General features: G+C 73.4%; 23 protein-coding genes and 4 pseudogenes. 14 read left to right on the forward strand and 13 right to left on the reverse strand.

What is annotated here, in order from left to right:
- Window positions 1–3: 3 nt before the first annotated feature.
- The gene (locus HDC93_RS15600; RefSeq protein ID WP_185011217.1) at window positions 4–945 is read right to left on the reverse strand and encodes a hypothetical protein; all 942 of its coding nucleotides are present in this window, start codon (window positions 943–945) and stop codon (window positions 4–6) included.
- Window positions 946–1,301: 356 nt separating this feature from the next.
- On the opposite strand from HDC93_RS15600, the gene HDC93_RS15605 reads away from it, so the two are divergent.
- From HDC93_RS15605 to tgmB, 3 genes are all read left to right on the forward strand, one after another.
- Window positions 1,302–1,625 carry a YkvA family protein gene (locus tag HDC93_RS15605; RefSeq protein WP_185011219.1) on the forward strand — a complete coding sequence of 108 codons (324 nt, stop codon included), beginning with the start codon at window positions 1,302–1,304 and terminating at the stop codon, window positions 1,623–1,625.
- A 118-nt stretch (window positions 1,626–1,743) separates the two neighbouring features.
- Window positions 1,744–1,935 (forward strand): putative ATP-grasp-modified RiPP, encoded by a 192-nt coding sequence (tgmA, locus tag HDC93_RS15610; protein WP_185011221.1) that lies wholly within the window; start codon window positions 1,744–1,746, stop codon window positions 1,933–1,935.
- A gap of 16 nt (window positions 1,936–1,951) precedes the next feature.
- A complete protein-coding gene (gene tgmB, locus HDC93_RS15615; RefSeq protein WP_185011223.1) occupies window positions 1,952–2,935 on the forward strand; it encodes an ATP-grasp ribosomal peptide maturase in 984 nt (327 codons plus the stop codon).
- A 37-nt stretch (window positions 2,936–2,972) separates the two neighbouring features.
- Here tgmB and HDC93_RS15620 read toward each other — a convergent pair whose 3' ends face one another.
- The 6 genes and pseudogenes from HDC93_RS15620 to HDC93_RS15640 form a co-directional block, all read right to left on the reverse strand.
- A complete protein-coding gene (locus HDC93_RS15620) occupies window positions 2,973–3,176 on the reverse strand; it encodes a hypothetical protein (protein WP_185011225.1) in 204 nt (67 codons plus the stop codon).
- Window positions 3,177–3,316: 140 nt separating this feature from the next.
- Window positions 3,317–3,769 (reverse strand): DUF2269 family protein, encoded by a 453-nt coding sequence (locus HDC93_RS15625; RefSeq protein WP_185011227.1) that lies wholly within the window; start codon window positions 3,767–3,769, stop codon window positions 3,317–3,319.
- A gap of 248 nt (window positions 3,770–4,017) precedes the next feature.
- A complete protein-coding gene (locus HDC93_RS15630) occupies window positions 4,018–4,269 on the reverse strand; it encodes a DUF5133 domain-containing protein (protein WP_185011229.1) in 252 nt (83 codons plus the stop codon).
- Window positions 4,270–4,380: 111 nt separating this feature from the next.
- Window positions 4,381–4,494 (reverse strand): annotated as a pseudogene (locus HDC93_RS15635) (ABC transporter ATP-binding protein); the annotation flags it as partial.
- Window positions 4,493–4,676 (reverse strand): annotated as a pseudogene (locus tag HDC93_RS38365) (hypothetical protein); the annotation flags it as partial. The pseudogenes HDC93_RS38365 and HDC93_RS15635, both read right to left, overlap by 2 nt.
- A gap of 98 nt (window positions 4,677–4,774) precedes the next feature.
- Window positions 4,775–5,632, reverse strand: coding sequence for an aldo/keto reductase (locus HDC93_RS15640; RefSeq protein WP_185011230.1), 858 nt, complete (start codon window positions 5,630–5,632; stop codon window positions 4,775–4,777).
- Between the two features lie 266 nt (window positions 5,633–5,898).
- Between HDC93_RS15640 and HDC93_RS15645 the strand changes: the two genes are divergently transcribed.
- The 6 genes from HDC93_RS15645 (at window position 5,899) to HDC93_RS15670 (ending at window position 16,355) form a co-directional block, all read left to right on the forward strand.
- The gene (locus HDC93_RS15645; RefSeq protein ID WP_311774562.1) at window positions 5,899–7,461 is read left to right on the forward strand and encodes an acyl-CoA carboxylase subunit beta; all 1,563 of its coding nucleotides are present in this window, start codon (window positions 5,899–5,901) and stop codon (window positions 7,459–7,461) included.
- Between the two features lie 70 nt (window positions 7,462–7,531).
- Window positions 7,532–9,286 carry a fatty acyl-AMP ligase gene (locus HDC93_RS15650; protein ID WP_185011232.1) on the forward strand — a complete coding sequence of 585 codons (1,755 nt, stop codon included), beginning with the start codon at window positions 7,532–7,534 and terminating at the stop codon, window positions 9,284–9,286.
- Complete coding sequence (locus tag HDC93_RS15655) at window positions 9,283–13,251, forward strand: type I polyketide synthase (protein ID WP_185011233.1); 3,969 nt, start codon at window positions 9,283–9,285, stop codon at window positions 13,249–13,251. Before HDC93_RS15650 ends, HDC93_RS15655 begins: the two co-directional genes overlap by 4 nt.
- Window positions 13,252–13,272: 21 nt before the next feature.
- A complete protein-coding gene (locus tag HDC93_RS15660; protein ID WP_185011234.1) occupies window positions 13,273–14,220 on the forward strand; it encodes an alpha/beta hydrolase family protein in 948 nt (315 codons plus the stop codon).
- Window positions 14,221–14,342: 122 nt separating this feature from the next.
- Complete coding sequence (locus HDC93_RS15665; protein ID WP_185011235.1) at window positions 14,343–15,563, forward strand: CdaR family transcriptional regulator; 1,221 nt, start codon at window positions 14,343–14,345, stop codon at window positions 15,561–15,563.
- A gap of 150 nt (window positions 15,564–15,713) precedes the next feature.
- Window positions 15,714–16,355, forward strand: coding sequence for a cutinase family protein (locus HDC93_RS15670; protein WP_185011236.1), 642 nt, complete (start codon window positions 15,714–15,716; stop codon window positions 16,353–16,355).
- A 93-nt stretch (window positions 16,356–16,448) separates the two neighbouring features.
- Here the strand turns inward: HDC93_RS15670 and HDC93_RS15675 are convergent, their stop codons facing one another.
- Window positions 16,449–18,173, reverse strand: a complete 1,725-nt coding sequence (locus HDC93_RS15675) for a hypothetical protein (RefSeq protein ID WP_398985351.1) — start codon at window positions 18,171–18,173, stop codon at window positions 16,449–16,451.
- Between the two features lie 186 nt (window positions 18,174–18,359).
- Between HDC93_RS15675 and HDC93_RS15680 the strand changes: the two genes are divergently transcribed.
- Entirely contained in the window at window positions 18,360–18,590 is a 231-nt protein-coding gene (locus HDC93_RS15680) for a hypothetical protein (RefSeq protein ID WP_185011238.1), read from the forward strand.
- Window positions 18,591–18,800: 210 nt separating this feature from the next.
- On the opposite strand, the pseudogene HDC93_RS15685 reads toward HDC93_RS15680, so the two are convergent.
- Window positions 18,801–19,649 (reverse strand): annotated as a pseudogene (locus HDC93_RS15685) (aldo/keto reductase).
- Between the two features lie 173 nt (window positions 19,650–19,822).
- On the opposite strand from HDC93_RS15685, the gene HDC93_RS15690 reads away from it, so the two are divergent.
- Entirely contained in the window at window positions 19,823–20,233 is a 411-nt protein-coding gene (locus HDC93_RS15690) for a VOC family protein (protein ID WP_185011239.1), read from the forward strand.
- Between the two features lie 48 nt (window positions 20,234–20,281).
- On the opposite strand, the pseudogene HDC93_RS15695 reads toward HDC93_RS15690, so the two are convergent.
- Window positions 20,282–20,761, reverse strand: a pseudogene (locus HDC93_RS15695) (AAA family ATPase); the annotation flags it as partial.
- Window positions 20,762–21,010: 249 nt separating this feature from the next.
- On the opposite strand from HDC93_RS15695, the gene HDC93_RS15705 reads away from it, so the two are divergent.
- Window positions 21,011–21,886, forward strand: coding sequence for a Gfo/Idh/MocA family protein (locus HDC93_RS15705; protein ID WP_185011241.1), 876 nt, complete (start codon window positions 21,011–21,013; stop codon window positions 21,884–21,886).
- 66 nt (window positions 21,887–21,952) lie between these two features.
- On the opposite strand, the gene HDC93_RS15710 is transcribed toward HDC93_RS15705, so the two are convergent.
- Window positions 21,953–22,846, reverse strand: coding sequence for a GNAT family N-acetyltransferase (locus tag HDC93_RS15710; RefSeq protein ID WP_185011242.1), 894 nt, complete (start codon window positions 22,844–22,846; stop codon window positions 21,953–21,955).
- Between the two features lie 300 nt (window positions 22,847–23,146).
- Here HDC93_RS15710 and HDC93_RS15715 point away from each other — a divergent pair, with 300 nt between their 5' ends.
- Complete coding sequence (locus tag HDC93_RS15715) at window positions 23,147–24,256, forward strand: PP2C family protein-serine/threonine phosphatase (RefSeq protein ID WP_185011243.1); 1,110 nt, start codon at window positions 23,147–23,149, stop codon at window positions 24,254–24,256.
- 67 nt (window positions 24,257–24,323) lie between these two features.
- Here the strand turns inward: HDC93_RS15715 and HDC93_RS15720 are convergent, their stop codons facing one another.
- Window positions 24,324–24,524: a chaplin gene (locus HDC93_RS15720; protein WP_185011681.1), complete on the reverse strand. Its 201-nt coding sequence runs from the start codon at window positions 24,522–24,524 to the stop codon at window positions 24,324–24,326.
- A 252-nt stretch (window positions 24,525–24,776) separates the two neighbouring features.
- Between HDC93_RS15720 and HDC93_RS15725 the strand changes: the two genes are divergently transcribed.
- Window positions 24,777–24,983, forward strand: a complete 207-nt coding sequence (locus HDC93_RS15725; RefSeq protein ID WP_031110000.1) for a hypothetical protein — start codon at window positions 24,777–24,779, stop codon at window positions 24,981–24,983.
- Between the two features lie 90 nt (window positions 24,984–25,073).
- On the opposite strand, the gene HDC93_RS15730 is transcribed toward HDC93_RS15725, so the two are convergent.
- A complete protein-coding gene (locus tag HDC93_RS15730) occupies window positions 25,074–25,565 on the reverse strand; it encodes a DUF5709 domain-containing protein (protein WP_185011683.1) in 492 nt (163 codons plus the stop codon).
- Window positions 25,566–25,880: the final 315 nt, after the last annotated feature.

Genomic DNA, 25,880 nt, shown 5'->3' on the forward strand with positions numbered 1-25,880 from the left:
CGGTCACCGGCCCTCAACCACGCCTCGGCGGTCGATCAACTCGACCAGTTCCCCGACGGACCGGTCGGTGGCGGCCGCGCGCAGCGCCCCCTCGCGGACATGGGGCTCCTGCGGCTCCTTGTGCAGCAGGGTCACCAGCCGGGTCACTTCCTCCACCGGCCGGTGGGCGGCCGCGGCCCGGATCGCCTCGTCTGCGCAGTCGGCATCACGCGGGGGCTTCGTCAGCAGGGCGATCATCCGGGACACGTCCCTCACGGACCGGGACACCCCTGCGGTGCGGAGCGCTTCGATCTTCGCCTGCGTGTGATCGGGCGACTCCTCCAGCGAGACGATGAGGTCGACGACCTCCTCCAGCGGCCGGTCGGCCACCGCGCCGTGCACCAGGTCGCTGACGGCGTCGCCGTACGGTGCGCCGGAGGCCGGGCCGCTACCGGACCTCAGCTCCACCGGGTTGTCGTCGAGCGACCGGATGACGAACGGCCGTGCGCCCGGCCGGCCGGCGCCGTCCGGGCCAGGCCCGGCGGACGGAACAGAATCCTCCGGTACGACATCCTCCGGAGCGGCGTCCTCCCGAGTGGCGTTGGCCACATGGGTGGGCCCGGCGGACGCATCGGCATCGTCCGGGCCGGTGGCGGTCACGTGGGCGGGCCCAACAGGACCCTGCGCGGGGTCCGGCCGGTCCATGGCGGGGGCGGCGGGCCGCGCCTCCGCGGGATCCAGCCAGTCCCCGGCGGGCCGTACGGGCTGCGCGGCGGCCGGGTCCGGCTCGGGGGCGGCCGGCCGCGTATCCGCCCCGGCCGCCGGGTGGGAGCCGAGGGCCACAGGCTCGGCGTCCGCACGGTCGGCCGGGTGGGAACCGACGACGGCGGGCGCGGACTGCCCCGCCGGGTACGCCTCGTATGCCTCGTACGGCCCGGCGGCCGGCTGCGCGCTCGTCTGCCCCACCTGGTGCGTGCTGGTGGCGTCGGTCGTCCCGGCGGACTGCGGGGCGGACCCGCTCGGCTCGTTGGGTATGGCAGGTTCGTTCGAGCGGGGTGATGAAGAGCAGGTGGCCATACTCGCCTCCGTGGGAAGAGTGCGGCCGCTCCTGCGACCCCCGTCGTGTGACGAGCGACGTTACGCTGACCATTACCAGGCGCCCCGTCACCCCGTGCCACTCGGGTGAGCCAGTGGGATGACCACCCGTACGGAAAATGCTCCGACTCGCCGACATACCGGGCCCCGGCCGCAATACAGCCGCCGGAAAGGGGAATCCAGCTAAGGACACCCCGTGTCGCGGCATGCCAGGAGGAGGGCAACCCGTGGATACGACCACCATGGTGATCATTCTGGCCGCGGTTCTCGCGGCCTTCATCCTCGTCTTCGCCGTCGTCGTCCTGGTGCGGCTGGTCCGCACCCGCCGCGATCTGCGGCGTGCGGGACTGCCCACGGGCCCGCGCTGGGTCTTCTGGGGCGCGGTGCTCTATCTCGTGCTGCCCGTCGACCTGGTGCCCGACCCGGTGTACCTGGACGACATCGGCGTTCTGCTGCTCGCTCTGCGCACTGTCCGCGGCTCCCTCGGCGAACGGGAGCGCAGTAGGGCACACCGGCCGGACCGGCAACTGGCCGATGACTACGGAAAGTAAGGAAACCAACCACCCGTTCGATTCGTATAAGTCTCTGGAAGCCGAAACAGGTCGGCGGAACGGGCGGCCGCGCCCCCGGCCCTCGCCTGATCGGCGCAGTACCGACGAGGGAGAGACGATGAAACCGTTCGCGCTCAACTACGCGCGCCCGGCAGTGGAGTTGGAAGCTGCCATTCCGTACGTGTACGACGCCGGACAGCAGTTGAACGTACTCCGCGACGGACGGATCGCGGCCTCCGACTTCGCCCTTTTGAGAGAGTTCGGCACCACGACGTCCACCGCCGGCTCCAAGACGCACTTCGACGACTGACCGCGGGCCGCCGACGATGACCGTACTGATCCTCACCTGCGAGGAGGACGTCACCGCGGACATGGTGGTCGTACACCTGAACGCGACGGGGGTTCCGGTGGTCCGGGTCGATCCCGCGGACCTGACCGGTGGAGTCGCGCTCTCGGGGGAGTACGTGCACGGCCGGTTCCGCGGCCATCTGTCCGCCGGGGGGCGGCTGGTGAGCATCGGGGGGCTCCGGTCCGTGTGGGTGCGCCGGCCCGGCGTCCCGGCCGCACGGGCGGCCCAGCCGTCGGCATGGCTGACCGAGGAGGCCGCCCAGGCGCTCTACGGCATGCTGCGCGGCTCGGACGCGCGCTGGATGAACGACCCCGACGCGGCGCGCCGGGCCCGGCACAAGCCGTGGCAGCTGCGCCTCGCCCAGAGATGCGGCCTGCCCGTGCCCGCGACGCTGATCACGACCTTCCCGCGCGCCGCCCGCGAGTTCGCGGAGCGTTACCCGGAACTGGTGGTCAAGCCGGTGTCGGGCGCGCATCCGCAGGACCCGCCCCGGGCCGTGCCGACCAGCCGGGTCGCCCCGGACACGGACTTCTCGGCCGTCGCGTTCGGGCCGACGCTGCTGCAACGACGGATCACCAAGCGGGCCGACATCCGGCTCACCGTCGTGGGCGAGCGGATGCTGGCCGCCCGCAAGGCGACCGCGGACGACGCGGACCCGGACGAGGTCGACGTGCGCTTCGCCGCGCCCGGCTCGCCGTGGCTCCGGGTCGACGTGCCGTCCAGCATCGCGCCGGGCGTGCTGTCCTATCTGCGGGAGGCCGGACTGGCCTACGGGGCTTTCGACTTCGTGGAGGACTCCGACGGGACCTGGTGGTTCCTGGAGTGCAACCAGTCGGGGCAGTTCGGGTTCGTCGAGGTGGAGACGGGTCAGCCGATCGCCCGGACGATCGCCGAGTGGCTGGCCCGGCCGGTGCCGGTCCAGCCGTCCCATGGCAACGGTTCCCATACGAGAGTCCGTTGAGTGACCGGGCCCGGCGATCCCGGGCCCGCCCGGTGGTTCACTGCGGGCGCGGGCCGGGGAGCATGCCCGCGCGCTGCCAGCCCGCGCCCGGGGAGTGCGGACGGTCGTAGCCGAGGGACTGTGAGGGCCGCATGACCAGCTCCAGTTCCCTGCTCACACGTTCGGCCTCGCGGCGCGCCTGTGCGGGTACGTCACCGCGCTCCGCGATGAGTCGGTCGTAGATGGGGGAATCCTGGAACACCCGTCAACGTGCCTTTCTGCTCGTCGGCCCCGTGATGGGGGCGAGACTGCGAGTGTAGGCGGCGAGGTGCCCCGGAGTGTGAATTCCTTGGGATGACTTGACGCAGACCGGACATCCGTGACAGGCGGGGGCGGGGCCGTTCAGGCTCCGGTCGTGGAACCCGGCCGGACGATCATCAGGACGGTGACCGTGGCCCAGAGCAGGTTGAAGACGCCGGTGAACATGGCGAGTTGCACGGTGTCCCGGTGGTCGGGAGCCCGCTCGTCCTCCAGTCGGTCGAGGAGTTCCTCCTGGCGGGGCAGGACGAAGGCCACCAGGATGCCGGCGGCCGCGGCCGTCACGGCGATGGAGGTGATGAGCCATCCGCTGCCGAGGACGCCCATCGCGGCCGCGGTGGCGAACCCGAGGGCCGGGACGGCCAGCCCGACACCGGCGCAGACGCGGCAGATGCGGTGCAGGAGCGCTGCCGTGGCGACGCCGTCCGCGGGGGTCGTGCGGCGCGCGGCGGGCGGGAACATGCTGGCCGCGACGGTCACGGGACCGATGGCGACGATGGCGGCCAGGACATGGAGGGACAGCAGGATCTTGGTCACCGGGGCTCTTTTCCGTGAACGCGGTCGACGCCGCCCACGCTAGGACGCCCCCGCAGGTGCGCCCATGGGCTGGAACGACAGCTTCCAACGGGTTCTCGCCACCTCGCCCGACCTGGTTCCGCAAGGTGGTGGGCACCACTCCGTACGCCTACCGGGCTGCGTTCCATGGGCGAAGAGACGCCTCGGCGGCCCCTGGGCAGGGGCTGCCGAGGCGCGCGCCGCCCGGTCCGTGCCGGGCCTCACAGCTGTCAGCCGACCAGCGTCAGGCCGTTCTCGCCGCCCGCCTCGGCGGCATCGGGCCGCCCCTCGGTGAGCAGCAGGACATCCGCCTTCGCGATGGCGTCGCTGATGTCGGACGTCCCCATCATCACGCACAGCGTGTAGCTGACGTCCTCCAGTTCGCGTGCCGCCGTCGGCACGTGCCTCTCCGACTGAGCGATCCTCAGCGACGCGTACCGCGTCAGCAACTCCCTGACGATCTTCCGGTCCGGTACAAGCACGTAGCGCCCCTCTCTCTGTTTCCGCTGCGTATGCCCGAACCACGCGGAAACATTTACACGATTTTCTCACCTGGGTCAGATTTGACGAGAAGTGATCGGATGCGACCGGTCTCAGACGATCTGGCCACGGTGCAGGGACGTGTAGGCACCACCCCGGCGCAGGAGCTCCTCGTGGGTGCCGATCTCCTCGATGCGGCCGTCGCCCATCACGACGATCCGGTCGGTCGAGTGTGTGGCCGAGGGAGGCGAAGACCTCGACCTCGACGTCCCACCAGAAGCCCTCGGTGTCCACCAGGGTGCCGTCCATGTCGAGGAGCACGGCTTGGAGGGCCGATCCTTCGGCTGTGCGGGTTTCCGAGCGCGGGGACCGTACTGGTCGTCCACGTACCTCCTTGAGGGACGTTCAGGCCGGCTCCCGCGAGGGGAACCGGCCGTGCACGTGCCGGCTCGTGTGCAGCACGAGACCCGGGGCGGCGCGCGGCCGTCCCCGGGTCTGGTGGTCTGCTCAGGCGGCGTCCAGCTCCGCCAGTTCGTCCGCCGTCAGGACGAGGTCGGTGGCGGCGAGCGAGTCGCGGATCGTCTCGGGCCGGCTCGCGCCCGGGATCGGGACGACGACCGGCGACTTGGCGAGCATCCAGGCCAGGCACACGCGCTGCGGGCTGACGCCGTGCGCCTCGGCGATGCGGGCGAAGGGCGCGTGGCCCGAGCCGAGTTCACCGGCCTTGGAGATCCCGCCGAGGGGGCTCCAGGGCAGGAAGGCGATCCCGAGTTCGTCGCACAGGCGCAGTTCCGGCTCGCTGGAGCGGAAGGCCGGGGAGAACTGGTTCTGCACGGAGACCAGACGTCCGCCGAGGATCTCGCCGGCCTGCCTGATCTGTTCGGGGTTCGCGTTCGAGATGCCGGCCATGCGGATCTTGCCGTCGTCCAGCAGGTCGCGGATCGCGCCGACGGACTCGGCGTAGGGGACGCGCGGGTCGGGGCGGTGGAACTGGTAGAGGCCGATGGCCTCGACGCCGAGCCGGCGCAGGGACTCCTCGCAGGCCGCCTTGAGATGGCGGGGGCTGCCGTCGAGTGTCCAGCTGCCGTCACCGGGGCGGAGGTGGCCGCCCTTGGTCGCGACGAGGACGTCGCCGCCGCGGTCGTGCGAGGCGAGGGCCTTGGCGATCAGGGTCTCGTTGTGACCGACCTCGTCGGCGTCGCGGTGGTAGGCGTCCGCGGTGTCGATCAGGGTCACGCCTGCGTCGAGGGCGGCGTGGAGGGTGGCGAGGGAGCGGTCCTCGTCCGGTCGTCCCTCGATGGACATGGGCATCGCGCCCAGGCCGATCGCGCTGACCTCGACGTCACCGATGCGGCGGGTGTGCATGGGTTCGTGACCTCTTCCGGCTGTCGGGCGATGGTGCACTCCAGCCTGGACGCCGCGCGGCCGGGGGTCCAATAGAAGAAGGAGAACGCATTCAGCACCCGGACCGATGAATCGCGCCCGTACCCTCCCGGCCCTCCTTGTCACACCCGGATGAAACCCCGCGCCAGAGGACTCAACTCCCCCACACAGACCGGCGATCCGTAGGGCACTCCTCCGCCGCACTGCCATATTCGAGGACCACTTCGGAGGTGGTTGTGAGCACAGAGGTGACGACATCCGGTCCGGGGGAGACAGCGGCGCACACGCCCGGGGACACCGCGGAGCGCGTCGCCGGCCTGGAGCACCGCCGGGAGCGGGCGGTGGCCCCGGGCGGGCCGCGCAGACGCGGGGAGTTCTCGGCCCGGGAGCGGATCGAACGGCTCATGGACAAGGACTCCTTCACCGAGACCGGTCTGTTCGTCCGGGCCCGGCCCGCGGAGCACGACGCCCGCCGCCCCTACGGCGACGGCGTGGTCACCGGGTACGGCACGGTCGACGGCCGCCCGGTCTGCGTGTTCGCCCAGGACTCCGGCGTGTTCGGCGGCAGCATGGGCGAGGCCTTCGGGGAGAAGACCGTCGCCCTGATGGAGCTGGCCCTGAAGACGGGCTGCCCGGTGATCGGCCTGAACGACTCCGGCGGCGCCCGGATCCAGGAGGGCGTCGCCGCTCTCGCCCTCTACGCCGAGCTGGTCCGGCGCAACGTCAAGGCGTCCGGGGTGATCCCGCAGATCTCGGTCGTCCTGGGCCCGTGCGCGGGCGGTGCCGCGTACTCGCCGGCGATCACCGACTTCACGGTGATGGTGGACGGCGCCTCGCACATGTTCGTCACCGGCCCCGACGTCATCGAGACGGTCACCGGCGAGCGCACCACCGCCGAGGAGCTGGGCGGCGCCCGCACCAGCAACACCGTCAACGGCAACGCGCACTTCCTGGCCGCCGACGAGGAGGACGCTCTCGACACCGTGCGCGACCTGCTGTCGTATCTGCCGGCCAACAACCTGGAACGTCCCCCGGAGTACGCCCCCGGGCCCGCCCCGGCCGGTGACGGACTCGACGCGATCGTCCCGGACCGGCTCGGCGAGGCCTACGACATGCGGGACGTCCTGCACGCGGTCGTCGACGACGGTGAACTGCTGCCGGTACAGGAGCTGTTCGCGCCGAACATCATCTGCGCCCTGGCCCGGATCGAGGGCCGCTCGGTGGGCGTCGTGGCCAACCAGCCGCTGCACGCCGCCGGGGTCCTCGACATCGACGCGTCCGAGAAGGCCGCACGGTTCGTCCGGTTCTGCGACGCGTTCGGCATCCCGCTGCTGACCTTCGCCGACGTGCCCGGATATCTGTCCGGGGTGCGTCAGGAGCAGGCCGGGATCATCCGGCGCGGCGCGAAACTCCTCTACGCCTACGCCGAGGCCACCGTCCCCAAGGTCACGGTCGTGGTGCGCAAGGCGTACGGCGGCGGCTACGCGGTGATGGGCTCCAAGCACCTGGGTGCCGACGTCAATCTCGCCTGGCCCACCGCCCGGATCGCCGTCATGGGCGCCGAAGGGGCCGTGGGCGTCCTGCACCGGCGTGAACTGGCCGCGTCCGACAACCCGGAGGCGCTGCGCGCCGACCTCCTCGCAGCGTACGAACGCACCCACGGCACCCCGTACCTGGCCGCCGAGCGCGGCTATGTCGACGCCGTCATCGCGCCGCGCGAGACGCGCGAGCAGGTCTGCCGCGCCCTGCGCGCACTGCGCGGCAAACGCGCCCCGATGCCGGAACGCCGGCACGGCAACATCCCCCTCTAGCCGCCCTCTTCTCTGTCTCCCCCGTTGTTGCGACCCGTAGGCCGATCCGCGCCGTGAGGAGCCCCGCCTGATGGACAGCCGCCGCCCCCCGCTCGCGCCCGCGTGCCCCACCCTGCCGGAGTACGTGCGGCACTGGGCCGAGACCACACCCGACCGCCGGGCCTTCACCTTCGTCGAGCACCCGGCGCCGCACTCGCGCGGCGTCCACCGCACCCTGACCTGGCGCCGCCTGGACGTGCGGGTGCGGGCGCTCGCCGCACGCCTCGCCGAGGAGGCCGGGCCCGGGGAACGGGTCGCCCTGCTGTGTCCGCAGGGCACGGAGTACGTGGCCGCCTTCCTCGGGGCCCTGTCCGCCGGGCTGGTCGCCGTCCCGCTGTACACGCCGGGCCTGCCCGGGCACGCCGACCGGCTCGCGGGCGTCCTAACCGACGCGCGCCCCTCGGTGGTGGTGACCACGAGCCGGGCCCATGACGAGGTGCGGGACTTTCTCGGGGCCGGCGGCCCGCGGATCGTCGTGGCGGACGAGGTGCCCGACGGCGTCCCGGACCGGCAACCGGTCCCCCTGGACCCCGAGGCACCCGCCTACCTCCAGTACACGTCCGGTTCGACCCGCGCCCCGGCCGGTGTGGAGATCAGCCACGGCAACGTCGTCGCCAACGCCCGCCAGGCCCTGGCCGCCTACGGCCTCGACACCCGCCCGATGACCAGTGTGGGCTGGCTGCCGCTCTACCACGACATGGGGCTGGTGCTCAGCGTCGCGGCCCCGGTGGCGCGCGGGGCGCTGTCGGTGCTGATGGACCCGGCCGCGTTCCTGCACGAACCGGTGCGCTGGCTGCGGCTGCTCGCCGCGCATCCGCACGCCGTGAGCGCCGCACCCAACTTCGCCTACGACTACTGCGTCGCGACCGTCACCGCCGACCAGAAGGAGGGTCTGCGGCTGGACGGGGTGACCGCGTTGATCAACGGCAGTGAGCCGGTCCGCCCGGGCACCGCCGACCGGTTCCACGCGGCGTTCGCGAACCAGGGCCTGGCGCCCGGGACGCACTGCCCGTCGTACGGGCTGGCCGAGGCCACGGTGTTCGTGTGCGCGGCCCGGCCGGGTGAGCCGCTCAGCCGGTTCGCGCTCGACCGGGACGCCCTGGCGGCCGGAAAGGCCCTGCCCGCCCGGCCCGACGATCCCCGGGCGGTGCTGCTGACGGGCTGTGGCACTCCGGCGGGTCAGCGGGTACGGGTCGCCGACCCGGTGACGCGGGTGCCGCTGGCGGAGGGTGAGGTCGGGGAGATCTGGGTGCAGGGGCCGAACGTGGGCCGCGGCTACTGGAACCGGGACTCGGAGGAGGTCTTCGGCGCCGAGTTCACGGACGCCGCGGCCGGTCCGGGCCGCTGGCTGCGCACGGGTGATCTGGGGACGGTGCTGGAGGGGCAGCTGGTCGTCACGGGACGGCTGAAGGACCTGATCATCGTCGACGGGCGCAACCACTACCCGCAGGACGTCGAGGCGTCGGCGCAGGAGTCGCACGAGGCGGTGCGCCGGGACCGGCTCGCCGCCTTCGCCGTGCCGGGCGGTGCCGGTGGGGAGTGCGCGGTCGTCGTGGCCGAGCACGCGCGGACCGCCCACCTCGCCGAGCTGGACGTGGCCGCCCTGGTGCGTGCCGTGCGCGGCGCCGTCTCCGCCCGGCACGGACTGCGGCTGGCCGACGTCGTCGTGGTGCCGCCGGGCACCGTGCCGCGCACCTCCAGCGGCAAGGTGTCGCGAGCGCTGACCCGCGCCCGGTATCTGGAGGGTGCCTACGGCGGGCAGGCCCGGACGGGTGCCGCGGTATGAGGTCCGCCGACGAGGCCGCGCTGCGCCGGCTGATCGCCGAGCGGGTGGCCGCCTGGAACGGGGCCTGCCCGGACGACGTCCCGATGGACCGGCCGCTCGCCGACCTCGGCATGGCCTCGCGGGACGCCGTCGCCCTGGCGGGCGAGCTGTCCCGCGCCACCGGCCGGGAGCTGCCGACGACGCTGCTGTGGGAGACGCCCACCGGGAAGGCCCTGGTGGCGCGGTTGTGCGGCCCGGGGGTCCCGGAGGCCGAGGCGGCGCCGGTGCCGCGTGCCTCGGCGCCCGGCGGGACGGCCGAGCCGGTCGCGGTCGTCGGGGTGGGCTGCCGCCTGCCCGGCGGCGTGCACGGCCCGGACGCCTACTGGCGGCTGCTCAGCGAGGGCGTCGACGCGATCCGGCGCGTCCCGGAGGACCGCTGGCGCGACTTCACCGCGTTCCCGCCCGCCGACGCCCATCCGTACGGCGGCTATCTGGACGACATCGCCGGGTTCGACGCCGACTTCTTCCGCATCACCCCGCGCGAGGCCGCGGTGATGGACCCCCAGCAGCGGATCCTGCTGGAGGTCGTCCATGAGGCGCTCGACCACGCCGCCGTCCCCGCCGGGTCCCTGGCGGGCACGGCCACGGGCGTGTTCGTCGGCATCTCCGCACCGGAGTACGGGCAGTTGACGGGCGCCGACCCGGCCGCCGTCGACCCCTGGGCCCCGGCCGGGGGCGCGCTCGGCGTCGCCGCCGGGCGGCTCGCCTACGTCCTGGACACCCGGGGACCGAGCCTGGCCGTCGACACGGCCTGCTCCTCCTCGCTGGTCGCCGTGCACCACGCCTGCGTCAGTCTGCGCACCGGCGAGAGCGACACGGCGATCGCCGCCGGGGTCAACCTGCTGCTGTCGCCGGTCGTCACGGTCGCCTTGCACAGAGCGGGCGCCCTCGCCCCGGACGGGCGGTGCAAGCCGTTCTCGGCGCGGGCGGACGGCATCGGGCGCGGCGAGGGATGCGCGGCGGTGATCCTCAAGCGGCTGTCCGACGCCGAGCGGGACGGCGACCGGGTGCTGGCCGTCATCCGGGCCAGCGCCGTCAACTCCGACGGCCGCTCGAACGGCCTGATGGCGCCCAACCCGGCCGCCCAACTGGCGCTGCTGGAACGGGCGTACGCGCAGGCCGGGCTCGCCGCGGAGCACGTCGACTACGTGGAGGCGCACGGCACGGGCACCCCGCTGGGCGATCCGATCGAGGCGGGTGCGCTCGGCGCGGTGCTCGGCGCGGGCCGGGACCCGGACCAGCCGCTGCTGCTGGGGTCCGCCAAGGGCAACCTCGGTCATCTGGAGTCCGCGGCGGGCGTCGCGGGCCTGGTGAAAACCGTGCTGGCCCTGCACCACGACGGCATCCCGCCGTCCCTGCACTGCGAGGAGGGAAGTTCCCTCACCGATCCCCGGCTGCGGGTGGTGACCGAACCCGAGCCCTGGCCGCGCTACGGCGGCACGGCCGTCGCGGGCGTCTCCGGGTTCGGCTTCGGCGGCACCAACGCCCATGTGGTGCTGGAGGAGGGGCCACCCGGCCTGGTCCCGGTACGACCGGCCGAGGAACCGGCCGCGCGGGTGCACCCGCTGTCCGACGTCGACACCGAGCGCCTGCGCGACACGGCGGGCAGGCTCGCCGGCCGGTTGCGGGAGGGCGCCGCGCACCCCGCCGACGTGGCCCGGACCCTGGCCGGCCGTACGGGCCGAGGGCCCGTGCGTGCCGCCGTGGTCGCCCGTGACCGGGGTGAACTGGTCGACGCGCTGGACGCGTTGGCGTCCGGGCGCCCGGATCCACGGGTGACGACCGGGGACCGCGACCGCGTGGGGCGGGGCCCCGTGTGGGTCTTCTCCGGGTACGGCAGTCAGTGGCCGGGCATGGGACGCCGGCTGCTGGCCGAGGAGCCCGCGTTCGCCGCCGCCGTCGAGAAGCTCGACCCTCAGCTCGCCCCCGAGTGCGGCCTGTCCTTGTACGACCATCTGTCCTCGGGCGAGGGTCTGGACCGTCTGGAGGTCGCCCAACCGGTGCTGTTCGGCCTCCAGCTGGCGCTCGCCGAGCTGTGGCGCTCCCACAGTGTCGAGCCCGCCGGTGTCATCGGCCACTCCATGGGTGAGGTGGCGGCGGCTGTGTGCGCGGGCGCGCTGGACGTGGCGGACGGGGCGCGCGTCATCGCCGTACGGGCCCGGCTGCTGAGCGGGCTGCGGGGCGGCGCGATGGCCGTGGTGGACCTGGACGACACCGAACTGGACGCACTGGCACGGGACTTCCCGGAGGTGCATGTCGCCGTGCACTCCTCCCCGCGGCAGAAGGTCGTCACGGGTGAGGAGGCGGCGGTGGCCGGGCTCGTGCGCCGGCTGGAGGGACAGGGCCGGGCGGCGCGGGCCATGCGGGTCGTCGGCGCCGGACACTCGCCGCAGGTGGACGGGCTGTTGCCGGAGCTGGTGGACGCGCTGTCCGGCATCCGGGGGCGACAGCCACGCGTCCCTGTCCATTCCACGGTCCTCGACGACCCGCGCGGCGACTGTCTCTTCGACGCCGCGCACTGGGCGGCCAACCTGCGCAGGCCCGTGCGGCTGGACCGGGCGCTCGCGTCGGCCGCCGCCGACGGCCGCACGGCCTTCGTCGAGATCTCCCCCCACCCCGTGCTGACGGGTGCCGTCGCCGACACCGTGCCCGGAGCCCTCGCCCTGGCCACCCTGCGCCGGGACGCCGACGGGTCGGAGGCGTTCGCCGGGCAACTGGGCGCCCTGTACGCCGCGGGACAGCGACTGCCGGTGCCGCCGGGGCGGGTCGTCGACCTGCCGCTGCCCCGGTGGCGGCACCTACGGCACTGGTGGACGGACGGCCGGGCCGCTGGCACCGAGCCGCTGCCGGAGGAACCTCCTGCCGCGGTGACCGAACCTTCGTCGGTCCTGGCCCGCCTGACCCACCACATAGCCGCCGTCACCGGCCGCTCCCCCGCCCGCATCACCCCGGGCACCGCGTGGGCCGACCTCGGCCTGGACTCGCTGATGGCGGTCCGGGTCCGCACGGCGGTGGAGCGCGAGTTCGGCATCGAACTGCCCCTGCGGGAGCTGCTCACCGCCGTCACCGTCGAGGACGCAGCCACCCGTGTCGAGCGCGCCCTCCCCCGGGACGACACGCCGGTGCGGCCCCTGCGCGCCACCGGCTCGCGGCCCCCGCTGTTCCTCGTCCACGCCGCCGGCGGCCCGGTCAGCGTCTACCGGACGCTCGTCGGACTCCTCGGCGACGACCAGCCGGTGTACGGGCTGGAGCGGATCGAGGAGGCCGGGACCGTGCCCGAGAAGGCACGGCGCTACTCGGAGGCGGTCAACGCCGTCCGCCCCGACGGCCCGGTGCTGCTGGGCGGCTGGTCCTTCGGCGGCTTCGTCGCCCAGGAGACCGCCCGGCAACTGACCGCCGCCGGACGGGAGGTGCGGCTGGTCGTGCTCATCGACTCCGTACGGCCCCTCCCCGGCCCGGGGTCGACGCGGTCCGGCCGGATCCGGGCGCACTTCGAGGGTTTCGCCCGCCATGTCGCCGACGCCTACGGCGTGCGACTGGAGTTGCCGTACGGCGAGCTCGTGGCGATGGACGACGACGCGGCCCGTATCGACGCCGTTTTGCGCGCCCTGCGCGAGGCCGCCGACGTGCCGCCCGCGGCGCTGGAGCACCAGCGGTCCTCCTACCTGGACATGGGCATCGGCGAGGCCCACATCCCCGCCCCCCACGACGGGCCGGTGGTCCTCTACCGCGCCACCGAACGCGCGCCGCACACCGTGGGCGACCCCGCCTACGAACGCGACGACCCGGCGCTGGGCTGGGACGAGGTGTGCCCACGACTGCGGGTGGTGCCGGTGGCCGGTCACCATCTGTCGCTGCTCGATCCGCCGCACGTCGGCGAGATCGCCGCCCATCTGAGCCGGACGCTCGCCGAGCCGGCCCCCTGACATGGAACCCGAGGAGCCGTCATGTCCCACCTGCCGCAGCAGCCCGCCGCCGGAGTGTCCCGGCGCACCGTCGCCACAGCGGCGGCCGCCGCCGGTCTCGCCGCCCTGTTCGGGGCCGCGGCCGGCGGGGCCCGGGCGGCCACCCGGCTCGGGCCGCGCGCGCTCGACGTGTCCGTGCCCTCCGCGGCGCTCGGCCGCAGCGCCCCGGTCCGGCTGATCCTGCCGTCGGACTTCGGTGTGCGCCCGGAGAAGAAGTACCCGGTGCTGTACCTGCTGCACGGCGCGCACGACGACTACACCTCGTGGACCCGGGAGACGGACATCGAGGCGTTCACCGCCGGCCGCGACCTGATCGTGGCGATGCCGGACGCGGGCCCCACCGGCATCCCGAGCGTCTGGCGCGGCGGCCCCGACTACGAGACGTTCCAGGTGAAGGAGGTGCCGGCGCTGCTCGCCCGGGACTACCGGGCCTCCGGCACACGGGCGGTCGCCGGGGTGTCCACCGGCGGCTACGGGGCCATGGCCCACGCGGCCCGCCACCCCGGGGCGTTCACCGCGGCGGCCTCCTACAGCGGCATCCTCGACACCACGGCCCCCGGTGTTCCCGCCATCATGGACGCGATCGTGGCCCGCGAGAACCTGCCGGCCGCCTCCCTCTGGGGAAATCCGGTCTTCAACCTCCTGACCTGGCGGGACTTCAACCCGCGTGCCCGTGCCACCGGGCTGCGCGGCACGGCCCTGTACGTGTCGCAGGGCAGCGGGGTGGGCGGGGGCGGTGATCCGCTGCCCGGGATCCTGGAAAGCGCCCTGTGGCCCTCGGCCCAGGGCTTCGCCCGCACGCTGGCCCTGATGGGGATCCCGGCCACCGCCCACTTCTACGGGGGCGGCGGGCACGACTGGGCGCACTGGAAGCCGGAGTTCACGGCCTCGTGGCCTGTCCTCGCCCGTGCACTGGGGGTGCCCGAGTGACGGGGGTGCCGTCGGGGCACGGAACGGAGCGGAGGGGTCGTCCGTCCAACACGGGACTCCCCACTCGTCCCGCGGGTGACGGCCCGCGGGTGAGCCGCTTCCGGTCGAAAGGAATGTCCGTGATGGCTGTGCCCACCCCGCACGGCGTGCCGGACCGCCCCGCCGCGCCGCAGGTCCCGCCCGAGCTGGCGGAGCTGCTGCGCGCCAATCTGGCGGCCGTCGCCGACGAGGTGGAGGAGGAGGTCCGTCGCCAGGTCCCCGAGTACGCCCGGCCCGCCGACGTGGCCTATCGCAAGGCCCTGCGGTCCGGGGTGGTGCAGGCGCTGACCCTGTTCGTCGATCACATCGCCGACCCGCGCGACGACGGGGGCGCGATCGCGGCGACGTACTACGAACTCGGCCGGGGTGAGGCCCTGGAGGGCCGCAGCCTGGACGCCTTGCAGTCCGCGCTGCGGATCGGCGGGATGTGCGCCTGGCGGCACATGGGCCGTACGGCGGAGGAACTCGGGCTGGACACCGCGGTCGTGGCCGGGCTGGGGGAGCTGGCGTTCCGGACCGTGCACGAGGTCGCGCAGGCGGCCGCGTCCGGGTACGCCGAGGCGCAGCTGCGTAGCTCCGACGAGCTGGAGCGGCGCCGCAAGCGGCTGCTGGACCTGCTCCTGGAGGAGGGGCCGGTGGCCCTGGAGACCGTGCAGGACCTGGCGCACAGCGCGCGCTGGCCCGTGCCGCGGACGGTCGCGGTGGTGGCGCTCGCGGCGGCGCCGGACCGGCGGGAGGAGGACCGGCCGCTGGCGGCGGCGGGCGCGCTGGTGGACATGGGGTCCCGCCCGCCGCGCATGCTGGTGCCCGACCCGGACGGATCCGGTGGCATCGGCGGCCGGGCGTTCACGCTCGCGCTGCGCGGCCGGCCCGCCGCGATCGGCCCGGCGGTGGCGGTCACCGAGGCCGCGCAGTCGCTGCGCCTGGCCACCCGGGCGCTCGGGCTGATGGGCCGTGGGGTGCTGCCCCGCCAGGGCGTGGTGCGCTGCAACCAGCATCTGTCGACGCTGCTGCTGTACGGCGACGAGCCGCTGCTGGAACGCCTCCAGGCGCGGGTCCTGGCGCCCCTCGACACGGTCTCGGCGGGGCAGCGCGACCGGCTCGCCGAGACACTGCTGGCCTGGCTGCTCAGCGGCAGCAATGTGCCGGACGTCGCCGTGCGGCTGCACATCCACCCCCAGACGGTCCGCTACCGCCTGCGCCAGCTGGAGAAGCTGTTCGGCGAGGCCCTGCACGACCCGGGGACCCGCCTCGACCTCATTCTCGCGTTGCGCGCGGAATCCCTGCACACCACGCAGAACTGACGTCCGCATTCGGGCTCTTGCTCAATCGGCGACAAAAACCGGCGGGGTTTCCATAATCCCGTCCATAACAGCAGGCGAGAGAAAGCCCATACGTTCGGGGCGTCCTTTTTCGCAGGCGCTTCACGCGCCTTTCCACGCGGAGGATCCCCCATGCGCATCCGTATGTGTCTCGCCGCGCTCTCACTGGCCGGCGGGGCCGGGCTCGCCACCCTCTCGGCTCCCCCGGCCATGGCCGCTGCCTGCTCGGACGTCGAGGTCGTCGCGGCCCGCGGCACCTTCGAGCCGGGCACGCTCGGCTTCATCGTCGGCGACCCGGTGTATTCCGCCCTGCAGAAGAAGGCGGCGGGCAGGAATGTGACCAGCTACAAGGTGAACTACCCCGCCGACCTCTCCCCCACGTCCGCGGCACAGGGCAATCTGGATCTGGTGGACCACGTGAAGAGCCAGGCCGCCGCCTGCCCGCATCAGAAGTTCGTTCTCGTCGGCTATTCGCAGGGCGCGAACGTCGTCGACAATTCCATCGGCATCAGCAGCGCCGGTGCGGTGGTCGGCAGCCCCATCGTGGCCACCCTGCCCGCCGCGGTCGAGCCGAAGGTCGCGGCGGTGCTGCTGTTCGGCAACCCGATCCGGGCGCTCGGCAAGAGCGTGACCGGCACCTACCAGAGCCGCACCCTCGACCTCTGTGCCAAGGGCGACCCCGTCTGCGAGAACGGCGGAGGCGACGTCGGGGCGCATCTGAGCTACCGGGACGACGCCGAGGAGGCGGCCACGTTCGCCGCGGGCAGGATCTGATCCCGTCCGGCAGCACGAACACGAAGGGGCCCGGGAGGACCGTTAGTACCCAGGATGTCCTCCCGGGCCCCGGGCGTGCGTATCGGGCGGGGGCTAGCGCGGTGTCCGCGCGAAGCCGGCGAGGCTGGTGGAGACGGGCTCCGGCCGGCCGTTGTTCTGCACCGGCGCGGCGGTCAGGACGTCGAGGTGCTGGTAGCCGTCCGCGACCACCGGGTGCAGGTCGGCCGGGACCCGTCCGGATAGCAGGCCCTCACCGGCGAGGACGGTGAGCACCGGGTCGGCCTTGAGCCCTTCGGGGTGGACGACAAGTTTCTTCACCTGGGGTGAGGTGGCCAGTTCGAGGTCCGTGACGAGCTTGGTCGGGAAGTACTGCTCGGTGAAGTCCAGCGGCTGCTCGGCCAGGCTGCGGGCCAGTTGCCGCACATCGGTGACCTCCTCGCCGGCTCCGGTGAACGGGGTGCCGTCGGCCGACCGGTAGCCGGGGTCGTCCGCGTCGCCGACGCGGTCGTAGTTGCGCCAGGTGTAGAGCGGACCGTGCGGCCGGTCCGGGATGGCCTTGTACGCGGTCCCGTACAGCCCCGGTCGGGCGTCGCCCCCGTTGACGGCGGGGATGCTCTTGTCAACGATCGGTCCGCCGTCGAAGAAGCCCACACTGGTCTGCAGGAATGCCAGCGGGACGGAGTTGTCGTCCAGCAGCGCCCCGAGCACCGCGCCGTTGGTGAGCCGGAAGTCCCTCACCGCCGGCGAGCCGCTGAGAAAGGCGGCGGTGTCCTTGGCGAACAGGAAGCGGTTGGTGGCCTCGATGGTGAGGTTGCGGGGCAGATAGCCGGGCAGGTCCGCCTCACCGTCCAGGTCCTTCAGGGCGCCCAGGCCCGCGATGCCGAGCAGGGTCATGGTCTCGGGGTTGAGCAGCACCGGCGCGGACAGGGTGCGCGGCAGCACCCCGCTGTCCAGTCCGGCCTGCACGACGCCGTAACCGAGGCCGATGTCGGGCAGGTTGGTGTCGCCGGGGATGCTGCCGCTGAGGTCGCCCAGCGTGGTGGAGACGGTCGTGTCGAGGGCGAAGTAGCCGGCGCACTGGTTGTACCCGGCGTCCGCCGTGGTGGCGCGGTCGCCGTCGAAGTCGGCGGCGGCGAAGTACCCGGTGATGACTCCGCCCAGCGAGTGCCCGCCGCACAGCACCTTCCGCTTGCGCAGTGCCTGGGAGGGCAACTCGGCGGTGAGCAGGTCGTACTGGTCGCGTACGGTCTGCTCGATCCCGAGCTTCGCCATCCAGCCCAGTTGTGCGTTGCCGGTGTAGCCGCCGAAGGTGCGGCCGTCGACCTGCTTGCCCCGGTAGTAGTAGTCGACGGCGGTGTGCTGGTCGCCGGAGGCGATGCCGGTGCGGTCCTCCAGGCAGTTGGAGCGCCGGTCCAGCGCCCAGAACTCGATGTGCTGCGCCTGTCCGGCGGCCCGCGTGACGGTGTTGCGGGCGACGCTGTCGAACGCCCCCGCCCCTTCCAGGATGCCGGGCTGGGCGATGAGGATCCGGTCCGCTTCGGCCGACGCGGCCGGACCGTCGGCGGAACGGTAGCGCAGGTACGACAGCCAGTCGCAGGCCGCGGGACGGGGCCCGGCCGACTCCGGCAGCGGCACCTTCACCCGCACCACCGACTCCGTCACCCCGGTCACCGGCGAGGTCGACGTCACCGGCGTCTCCGTGCGCGTGCCCTCGGCGCCGGCGCCCGGGGCGGCGGCCGTGAGTGTCCCGGCGGTCAGCAGCACCGCGAGCACGGCACCGCGCCACTTCCCTCTGCTCTTACGATTCCTGCGGTTCATGTCCATGCCACGGACGCTAGGACCGTGGCACGACCGCTCTCAGGGAGTGCTGATGAGAACTCAGCTTCCGGATGGCGGCTTGTCACCGGCGCACAGCGCGCCCGGGCTCCTGCCCGGGGAGGGGTCCGTACCGCTTGTGGACGCCACCGAGCTGCGGTCCGGGCGTTTCGGGAGCATGGTGGGGCTATGGACGGTCAACCCCCTGTGGTCGTGCAGCCGCCCGCGACGGACGGCGGACGGCTGGTGACCATCCGCGGCGAGCGCATGGGCGTCGCCTACAGCCTCTTCGACGTGCTGGACCTGCTGCACCGCGAGGGCCTGCCCACGGCCGACACGGCCGTCGACGACACCGAGCTGATCGAGTGGCAGGGCGGCGGCCCCTACGACTGGAACAGCGGCGCGTCCGACGAGGCGTGAGCCTGCGTACGGCGCTCGAGAACGCCGCACGGCGTGGAGGGGCTGACGCACGTCTCCACGCTCGCTCGTAGCCGGCACCGACCGGCGCCGAACGGCCGGTCCTCGACCGGATCGTCCGGCTCCGGGCACGGACGGGTCGCCGCTCTTCCCGGCCGACGAGCGGCTGTGCGTGCGGGGCGGGGCGGGGCGGACGTCGCCCTGCCCGGCTCCTCAGCCCGATTCGGCCTGTGCTGCCTCGGCCAACCCGTCGAGGCGGTCACGCTGGGCCGGGGTCAGTTTCAGGTCGGCCGCGGCGATGTTCTCCTCCAATCCGGGCCGTGCCCGGGATGGGCAGGACGACGGGGGCGTGGTCGAGGAGCCAGGCGAGTGCGACCTGCGTGGGCGTGGCCCCGAGCTCGGCCGCGACGGCGGCGATCCCGGCCTCGGCCCCCGTGTTCCCCCCCCCCAGGCCACCGGCCGCCACGGCAGGAAGGCGATCCCGGCCGCCACGCACGCGTCCAGCACCGCCTTGTGCTCCCGGTCGAGCAGGTTGTAGCGGTTCTGCACGCTCACGACGTCGACGAGCTCCCTGGCCCGCTCCAGCTCGTCGACGGTGACCTCCGACAGCCCGATCCGGCCGACCAGGCCCTCGCCCTGGAGCTCGCGCAGCATGCCGAGCTGGTCGGCCGGCGGCGTCTCGGGGTCGATGCGGTGCAGCTGGAGCAGGTCGATCCGCTCCATTCGCAGCCGTCGCAGGGCCTGCCGGACCTGGTCGCGCAGGATCTCCGGCCGTCCGCCGAGCATCCAGTCGCCGCCGGGGCCGGTGCGCGCGACACCGACCTTGGTGGTGATCAGCAGGCCTTCCGGGTAGGGGTGCAGGGCCTCGGCGAGCAGCTCCTCGTTGGCTCCGCCGCCGTACAGGTGCGCCGTGCCGATCAGCGTGACGCCCAGCTCCACGGCCCGCCGGGCCACCACGAGGGCGTTCTCCCGGTCGGGGCCGGGCCCGGTGGGCAGATGCATGGCTCCGAAACCGAGCCGCCGTACGTCCAGGTCCCCGCCCATGCGGAACGTCGATGCCATGAGCCGCCCGCTCCCCCGCCGCTCAAGCGGCCACGTTGACAGGGCAGTCGACGATGACACCGGCCGCGGTGGCACCTGGCCCCGCCCGGGCGCCGCACGCTCGACGAGCCGTTGTCAGCGCCTGGCGATACGCTGCGCGGAAACTACCCTTTGCCCCCTTCTGGGAGGTTCTCATGGCCTCGCGCCTCAACCCGTACCTCACCTTCGACGGCGAAGCCCGGCAGGCGATGGAGTTCTACAAGGAGGTCTTCGGCGGCACGCTCGACCTCAACAGCTACGCAGACTTCGGACAGACGGACGCCCCGAACGCGGACAAGATCATGCACGGCATGCTGGAGACCACCAGCGGCTTCACCCTGATGGGCGCCGACAACCCCCCGGGCATGGAGTCCGAGCAGGGCGGCTCCTACTCGGTGAGCCTGAGCGGTGACGACGACGCCGAGCTGCGGGGCTACTGGGAGAAGCTGTCCGCGGGCGGCTCGGTGTCGGTGCCGCTGGAGAAGCAGATGTGGGGCGACGTGTTCGGCATGTGCACGGACCGTTTCGGCGTCCCCTGGATGGTCAACATCAGCGCACAGAGCTGAGCGACCGGGCGGGAGCCGGCCTCCTGGGAACGCCGTCGGGCCGGAGCGTCAGGAGCTCGTGAGGATCACGAGCTCCTGCGTGGCCCGGGTCATCGCCACGCAGTGGTCGACGGCGCCTTCGAGACCGTCGGCACCCTGGCCGAAGTTCTCCGGGTCGACGAGCACGACCGGGTCGAACTCCAGCCCCTTGGACAGCTCCGGGGTGAGCGACCGGACGCGGGGCGAGGCCGGGCGGAACGCGGGATCGCCGACCACACAGGCGATCCCCTCGGAGTGTCCGGCCAGCCAGATGTCCAGGACCGACGTCAGCTCCGCGGCGGACCCGTGGCGGACGGGGACGCCGCTGCTGCGGACGGACGTCGGCACGTTGGCGTCCGGCAGCGCGGCCCGGATGACCGGCTCGGCCTCCGTCATGATCTCGGCGGGCGTCCGGTAGTTGGTTCGGCCATCGACTGCTCCAGGCAGTCGGCGATGGCGGCGAAGTGCCGTTCGTCCCCGGCGATCGACGCCGGGGCGGCCTTGTGCGCGAGGCGGTCGGGAAGGTCGAACGCGCTCGTGGTCGCAGGTGTCACGTCATGCTCCCGTATCCGCAGGTCCTGGGCCCAGGCCGGACATTCCGCGGGAGCCGGGGGGCCTTGCCGCAAGACCCCCCGCGGGCTATGACTTGAGACAGGCGAGGAGAACACTCCTTGCCTTGTCTGTTGCCCGCCCCTTGTTGCCGGACCGCCGTTTCCGTGTGGCACGCTCGTCGTCCCGACAGCGTGGAGAGGCGGCGGCATGCGCATAGGACTGCTCGGCACCGGACCCTGGGCGCAGCTGGCCCACGCACCCGCGTTGAGCGGGCATGAGGAGCTGGACTTCGCGGGGGTGTGGGGCCGTCGCCCCGAGGCCGCCAAGGAACTGGCGGAGCGGCACGGCGTCCGCGCCTACGACGACGCCGACGAGCTGTTCGCCGACGTGGACGCCGTCGCGGTGGCGCTGCCGCCCGAGGTGCAGGCCTCCCTTGCCGCCCGGGCGGCCCGCGCCGGGTGCCATCTGCTGCTCGACAAGCCCCTGGCGCCGACGCCGGCGCAGGGGCGGGCCGTGGTCGAGGCCGCTGCGGAGGCCGGTGTCGCCTCGGTCGTGTTCTTCACGGCCCGCTTCCAGCCCGAACCGGCGGCGTGGATCGCCGAACAGGCGGCGGTGCCGGGCTGGTTCACGGGGCGGGCCGAATGGCTCGGGGCGGTGTTCACCAGCGAGAGCCCCTTCGCGACGCCGTGGCGGCGGGAGAAGGGCGCCCTGTGGGACGTCGGCCCGCACGCCCTGTCCGTCCTGCTGCCGGTCCTCGGCGACGTCCGGCGTGTGACGGCAGCGGCGTACGGCCCCGGCGACACGGCGCATGTCGTCCTCGACCACACCGGTGGCGCGTCGAGCACGCTCACCCTGAGCCTGACGGCACCGCCCGCCGCGGCCGGTGCCGCCGTGGAACTGCGGGGAGAGGCCGGGGTCGCGACGCTGCCGGACAGCTCCGACGGAGCGGTGCCCGCGCTGAGGCGGGCGGCGGACGCACTGCTCGCCGCCGCCCGCACCGGCCGCCCGCACGCCTGCGACGCGGCGTTCGGCCTGAGGGTGACGGAGATCCTCACGGCGGCCCAGGAGCAGCTGAACGACTGAGGGCGACGCGACGGCCCCGGCCTGCGTTTCCGTTCGGCCGGGGCGAGTTCGCGGGCGGCCCGGTTCCTACGCCGACGCCGGGTCGAAGTTGATCCGCTCCTTGACCACCGGGTAGCCGGCCTTGGCGAAGTTCGCCGCCATGGGGACGTTGCCCCGGTCCGTGGCCGCGGCGACGAACTCCGCTCCCCGCTCGACGAGGAAGTGGGTGCACTCGGCCAGCAGGTCGTAGGCGTAGCCGTGTCCGCGGTGTTCCGGCAGGACACCGATGAAGCCGATGCAGGGGCCCGAGGGGTTGTGGGCCGGGATGTGGATGCCGGCCAGGTCGCCCTGCGTCGTGCAGGCGACCTGCCACCACTCGCGCGGCGACGGGCACCAGTGGAAGAAGTCGAGTTCCTCCTGGGCCGCCTGGTCGGTGCCGCCCTGCTCGATGGCCTTGAGCGCGTGGGCGTCCAGGGTGACGGAGTGGATGCGGCGCAGCGCGTCGAAGAACACGGCGTCGTCCGGTTCGGCGCGGAACTCCAGGCGCCCGGGCCGCTCGGGCAGGCCGTGTTCGAGGGTCCAGCGGTACAGGAAACGTTCGGCCAGGAGATCGTAACCGGCCTTCCCGGCGGCCGTGACGCAGGTTTCCGCGGCGCTGCGCAGGGCCGGGTCGTCGCGCCAGTTCGCGGGCAGGTTCAGCTCCAGTTCGACCTGCCAGGGGGCGGAGCGCAGGAGTGCGGCGCCCGCTTCCTCCTCGCCCTCGGCCACGTCGAACCAGTTGAGGCTGACGGGCTCGGTGTCGTCGGGGCCGCCCCACCAGGCACCGCGGGCGACGACACGGCCGTCGCGCAGGGCCACCCGCTTCCACTCGGGGCGGTGCCGGGTGGCTCGGTGGCCCTCACGGGCGCCCAGCGGGTCGGGCAGGGTGTCGAAGAGTTCGGCGTCGCTCGGGTCGAGCGCGCGGATGACCACATCGGTCATGGGATGTCCTCCGGGACGCGTACTGCTCGGAGCGCTCCCGGTCGGTCAGTCGAGGCACGCCGGGACAACGGGCAGGGAGGGCGGGATCGGTGTGAACGGCACGGCTCTGCCCTCCTTCCGCTGGTCGGGGCGTGGCGCGCCACACGCTACGGGATCTTCCGACACACCGTCCACCGGTTTTCGGGCACGGCTCCCGCCGGGCATCAGGCTGACGCCGACGCCCTTCCCGCCGCGTCCGAGGGCCCCGCGGCGGGGCGGGCCCGGAGTGCGGCGGGCGGTCGGGCGTAGCAGCGTGGTGGTGTGAGCAGCGTGCGCGGCCGGCTGGCGCGCCGGGACCCGTACCGGCGCGGCTGGCTGCGCGGCGCACCGCCGCCCCTCTGGGCCCGGGTGCTGCCGTCGGCGCTGCTGGCGGGCGTCTGTCTTGCGGAGCTGGTCAGCCCACAGCCGCTCGACATCGGCTTCCTGCTGGGCGCCATCCCGCCCCTGGCCGTGCTGGCGCACGGCCCGGTGGCGACGGCGGTGCTCGGCGCGCTGGTGGTGGTCGTGCTGACCGTGCCGGTCTTCAGCCTCAACGATCCGGGCAGTACCGACCTGCTGACCGTGTGCTTCGTGTCGGTGCTGAGCGTGCTGCTGTCGTACGTCCGCTCCCGGCGGGACGCGCAGCTGGTCACCGAGCGCACCGTCGCCGAGGTCGCGCAGCGGGCCGTCGTGCCGCTGCTGCCCGAGCGGGTCGGGCCGGTGCGGTGTGCGGGGCTGTACCGGGCCGCGCAGCGCGGGACGCTGGTCGGCGGCGACTTCTTCGACGTACGGGCGGGCCCCTACGGCGTACGGGCGGTGATGGGCGATGTGCAGGGGCACGGGCTGTCGGCCGTGGCCACGGTCGCCTCGCTGCTGGGCGCGTTCCGGGAGGCGGTGCTGGACCAGCCCGACCCGGAGGCGGTGGCGGCCCGGCTCGACCGGAGGCTGGCGGTGGACTCGGCGGACGACCCGCACGCCGAGCTGTTCGCGACGGCGGTGCTGCTCGACTTCTCCGCCGACGCCCGGGTCGTGCGGATCGTGGCGTGCGGGCAGGCCGGACCGCTGCTGCTGCGTGACGGCAGGGCCGTCGAGCTGGACATCGAGCCGTGCACGCCGCTCGGTCTCGGCCTCGCCGGAGCCGCCCCGCCCCGGGTCGTCTCGGTGCCGCTGAGGGCGGGTGACCGGCTCTTCCTCGCCTCCGACGGGGTCACCGAGGCCAGGGACGCGGGCGGAGTCTTCTACCCCCTGGCCGAACGGCTGCCGGGCCTCACCGCCGACGACCCGGTCGCGCTGGCCGAACGGGTGTGGACCGACCTCGTCCGGCACTGTCCCGACGTGCAGGACGACGTCACGATGCTGGTGCTCGCGCCGCGTCCGCAGGAGGGGCACTGACAACAGCGGCCGGCGGCACGCCGCGATGTGCGCGGGCCGCCGCCGGCTGGGGCGTGCGACCGGGACGTCAGTCCTTGATCGTGCCCTCGTTGCCGAACGCCGGGTTGAGCAGCCCGGTCACGTTGATCGAGTTGCCGCAGACGTAGGCGTTGAAGTCGACCGGGATCTGGATGACGTCGCCGGAGAGGACGCCGGGACGGTCGGTGGCGACACCGATGGTGCCGTCGTCCGCGCTCGCCGTACGGCGAAGGCCAGCAGGGCGGCGCAGGCCAGACCGGCCGCGGCAGTCACACGTGTGCGCATGGGTAGCCTCCTGTCAGCCGCAGGGACACGTGTCTCCACCGTCACCGGGGTGAGCCGACGCGACATCGGTGAGCGTCCGAACGGGGTGCGCGGGGTCCGGCGGGGCCGCCTTCGCGCTCTCCGGATGCACGCCGCGCTCCCGCGGGGAATGGTGATATCGGACCCGTTTTTCAGCACCGGGGCCGCACCAGCGATCCGGACCCTAGGAGCAGAGAACATGTCGACGTCAGAGCCCGCCGCATCCCGGCCGCCCGAGGACCGCGCCACCCCGGACCGCCTGCTCCACGCCCGCACCGGCACCGACGTGTCGCCGGAGGATCTCGTCCTCGCCTCGGGTAAGGACCTCACCCCGCACAACCTCGAGTGGGCCAAGCGCAAGCTGGCGGCGGAGGGACCCACCGCCCTGGAGAAGCTGCTGCCCTAGCCGCACCCCCTCTGCACACGGAAGGCCACCGGCCCGGCGCCGTCGCGTCCGGGGCCGGGCCGGCGGCCCTCTGCCTGCCCGGCGGGCGGGTCACACCCTGCCGTCGTCCTCGGGCAGGGCCGTCTCGTCCTCCACCACGTGCACGGCGGCCTCCTCCGCGCCGGCCGCTCCGCCGTCGATGCCGACATCGGACGCGACGGTCTCCTTCGTGGTGTCGGCGTGCGCGCCCTCGTCCGGGGCGACCAGACGGCCGGCGCGGGCGGTGCCCGCCTCGGGGTCCACCGGTTCGCCGTCGCTGTCCGGGGTGTCCCCCACGCCGTCCCCGCCCGGCTCCGCGGCCACGTCGGGGACCTCCTGGGCCAGCCGTTCGTCGAGGGTCTCGCCCTCGTGCTGCTCCGCGGCGGTGGTGCCGCGCTTGGTGACGCCGAGGGGCTTCTCCGGCGGGGAGTAGCCCTCGTCGAGAGTGTCGTCGTACGTCCGCTCGTCGACGGCGTCCTGCAGATCCAGCGGCGCGGCGTCCGCCTGCTCCTCGTTGGTCCCGGTGGGCTGGTACGCATCGTCCGCCATCGGTTCGGGGCGCATCGGTTCCGTGCCCATCACTCCTGCCTCCCTGTCGCGCTGCTTCGACTCGTTCGTCGTACTGTGCGTTTCGCGTTTCCCGTTACGCGGTCTCTAACCTCGGCGGACGATCCCCGGCCGGGTCGGCACACCGAGCGTCTCGCGGACCAACGGGAGTCAAGACCCTGGGGCCGGGCCGTACGTTACCCACCGGTCAATCTTGAAAGATCAAGGAGTGGGGCTATCATCACTCGCACCCACGGTGTGACCGGCTGCCGACGCGGCGGCAGCACGGTATCCACCACCCCATTTTCATCGTCACCGGGCCGGAGACCACCC

Source organism: Streptomyces sp. AK010 (assembly GCF_014207295.1).
Classification (GTDB): Bacteria; Actinomycetota; Actinomycetes; order Streptomycetales; family Streptomycetaceae; genus Streptomyces; species Streptomyces massasporeus.

Coding starts and splice junctions, on each gene's coding strand:
- tgmA (WP_185011221.1), top strand. CDS start 1,744: ATGAAACCGTTCGCGCTCAACTACGCGCGCCCGGCAGTGGAGTTGGAA.
- tgmB (WP_185011223.1), top strand. CDS start 1,952: ATGACCGTACTGATCCTCACCTGCGAGGAGGACGTCACCGCGGACATG.
- HDC93_RS15640 (WP_185011230.1), bottom strand. CDS start 5,632: ATGCACACCCGCCGCATCGGTGACGTCGAGGTCAGCGCGATCGGCCTG.
- HDC93_RS15650 (WP_185011232.1), top strand. CDS start 7,532: ATGGACAGCCGCCGCCCCCCGCTCGCGCCCGCGTGCCCCACCCTGCCG.
- HDC93_RS15655 (WP_185011233.1), top strand. CDS start 9,283: ATGAGGTCCGCCGACGAGGCCGCGCTGCGCCGGCTGATCGCCGAGCGG.
- HDC93_RS15660 (WP_185011234.1), top strand. CDS start 13,273: ATGTCCCACCTGCCGCAGCAGCCCGCCGCCGGAGTGTCCCGGCGCACC.
- HDC93_RS15665 (WP_185011235.1), top strand. CDS start 14,343: ATGGCTGTGCCCACCCCGCACGGCGTGCCGGACCGCCCCGCCGCGCCG.
- HDC93_RS15670 (WP_185011236.1), top strand. CDS start 15,714: ATGCGCATCCGTATGTGTCTCGCCGCGCTCTCACTGGCCGGCGGGGCC.
- HDC93_RS15675 (WP_398985351.1), bottom strand. CDS start 18,173: ATGAACCGCAGGAATCGTAAGAGCAGAGGGAAGTGGCGCGGTGCCGTG.
- HDC93_RS15680 (WP_185011238.1), top strand. CDS start 18,360: ATGGACGGTCAACCCCCTGTGGTCGTGCAGCCGCCCGCGACGGACGGC.
- HDC93_RS15690 (WP_185011239.1), top strand. CDS start 19,823: ATGGCCTCGCGCCTCAACCCGTACCTCACCTTCGACGGCGAAGCCCGG.
- HDC93_RS15705 (WP_185011241.1), top strand. CDS start 21,011: ATGCGCATAGGACTGCTCGGCACCGGACCCTGGGCGCAGCTGGCCCAC.
- HDC93_RS15710 (WP_185011242.1), bottom strand. CDS start 22,846: ATGACCGATGTGGTCATCCGCGCGCTCGACCCGAGCGACGCCGAACTC.
- HDC93_RS15725 (WP_031110000.1), top strand. CDS start 24,777: ATGTCGACGTCAGAGCCCGCCGCATCCCGGCCGCCCGAGGACCGCGCC.
- HDC93_RS15730 (WP_185011683.1), bottom strand. CDS start 25,565: ATGCGCCCCGAACCGATGGCGGACGATGCGTACCAGCCCACCGGGACC.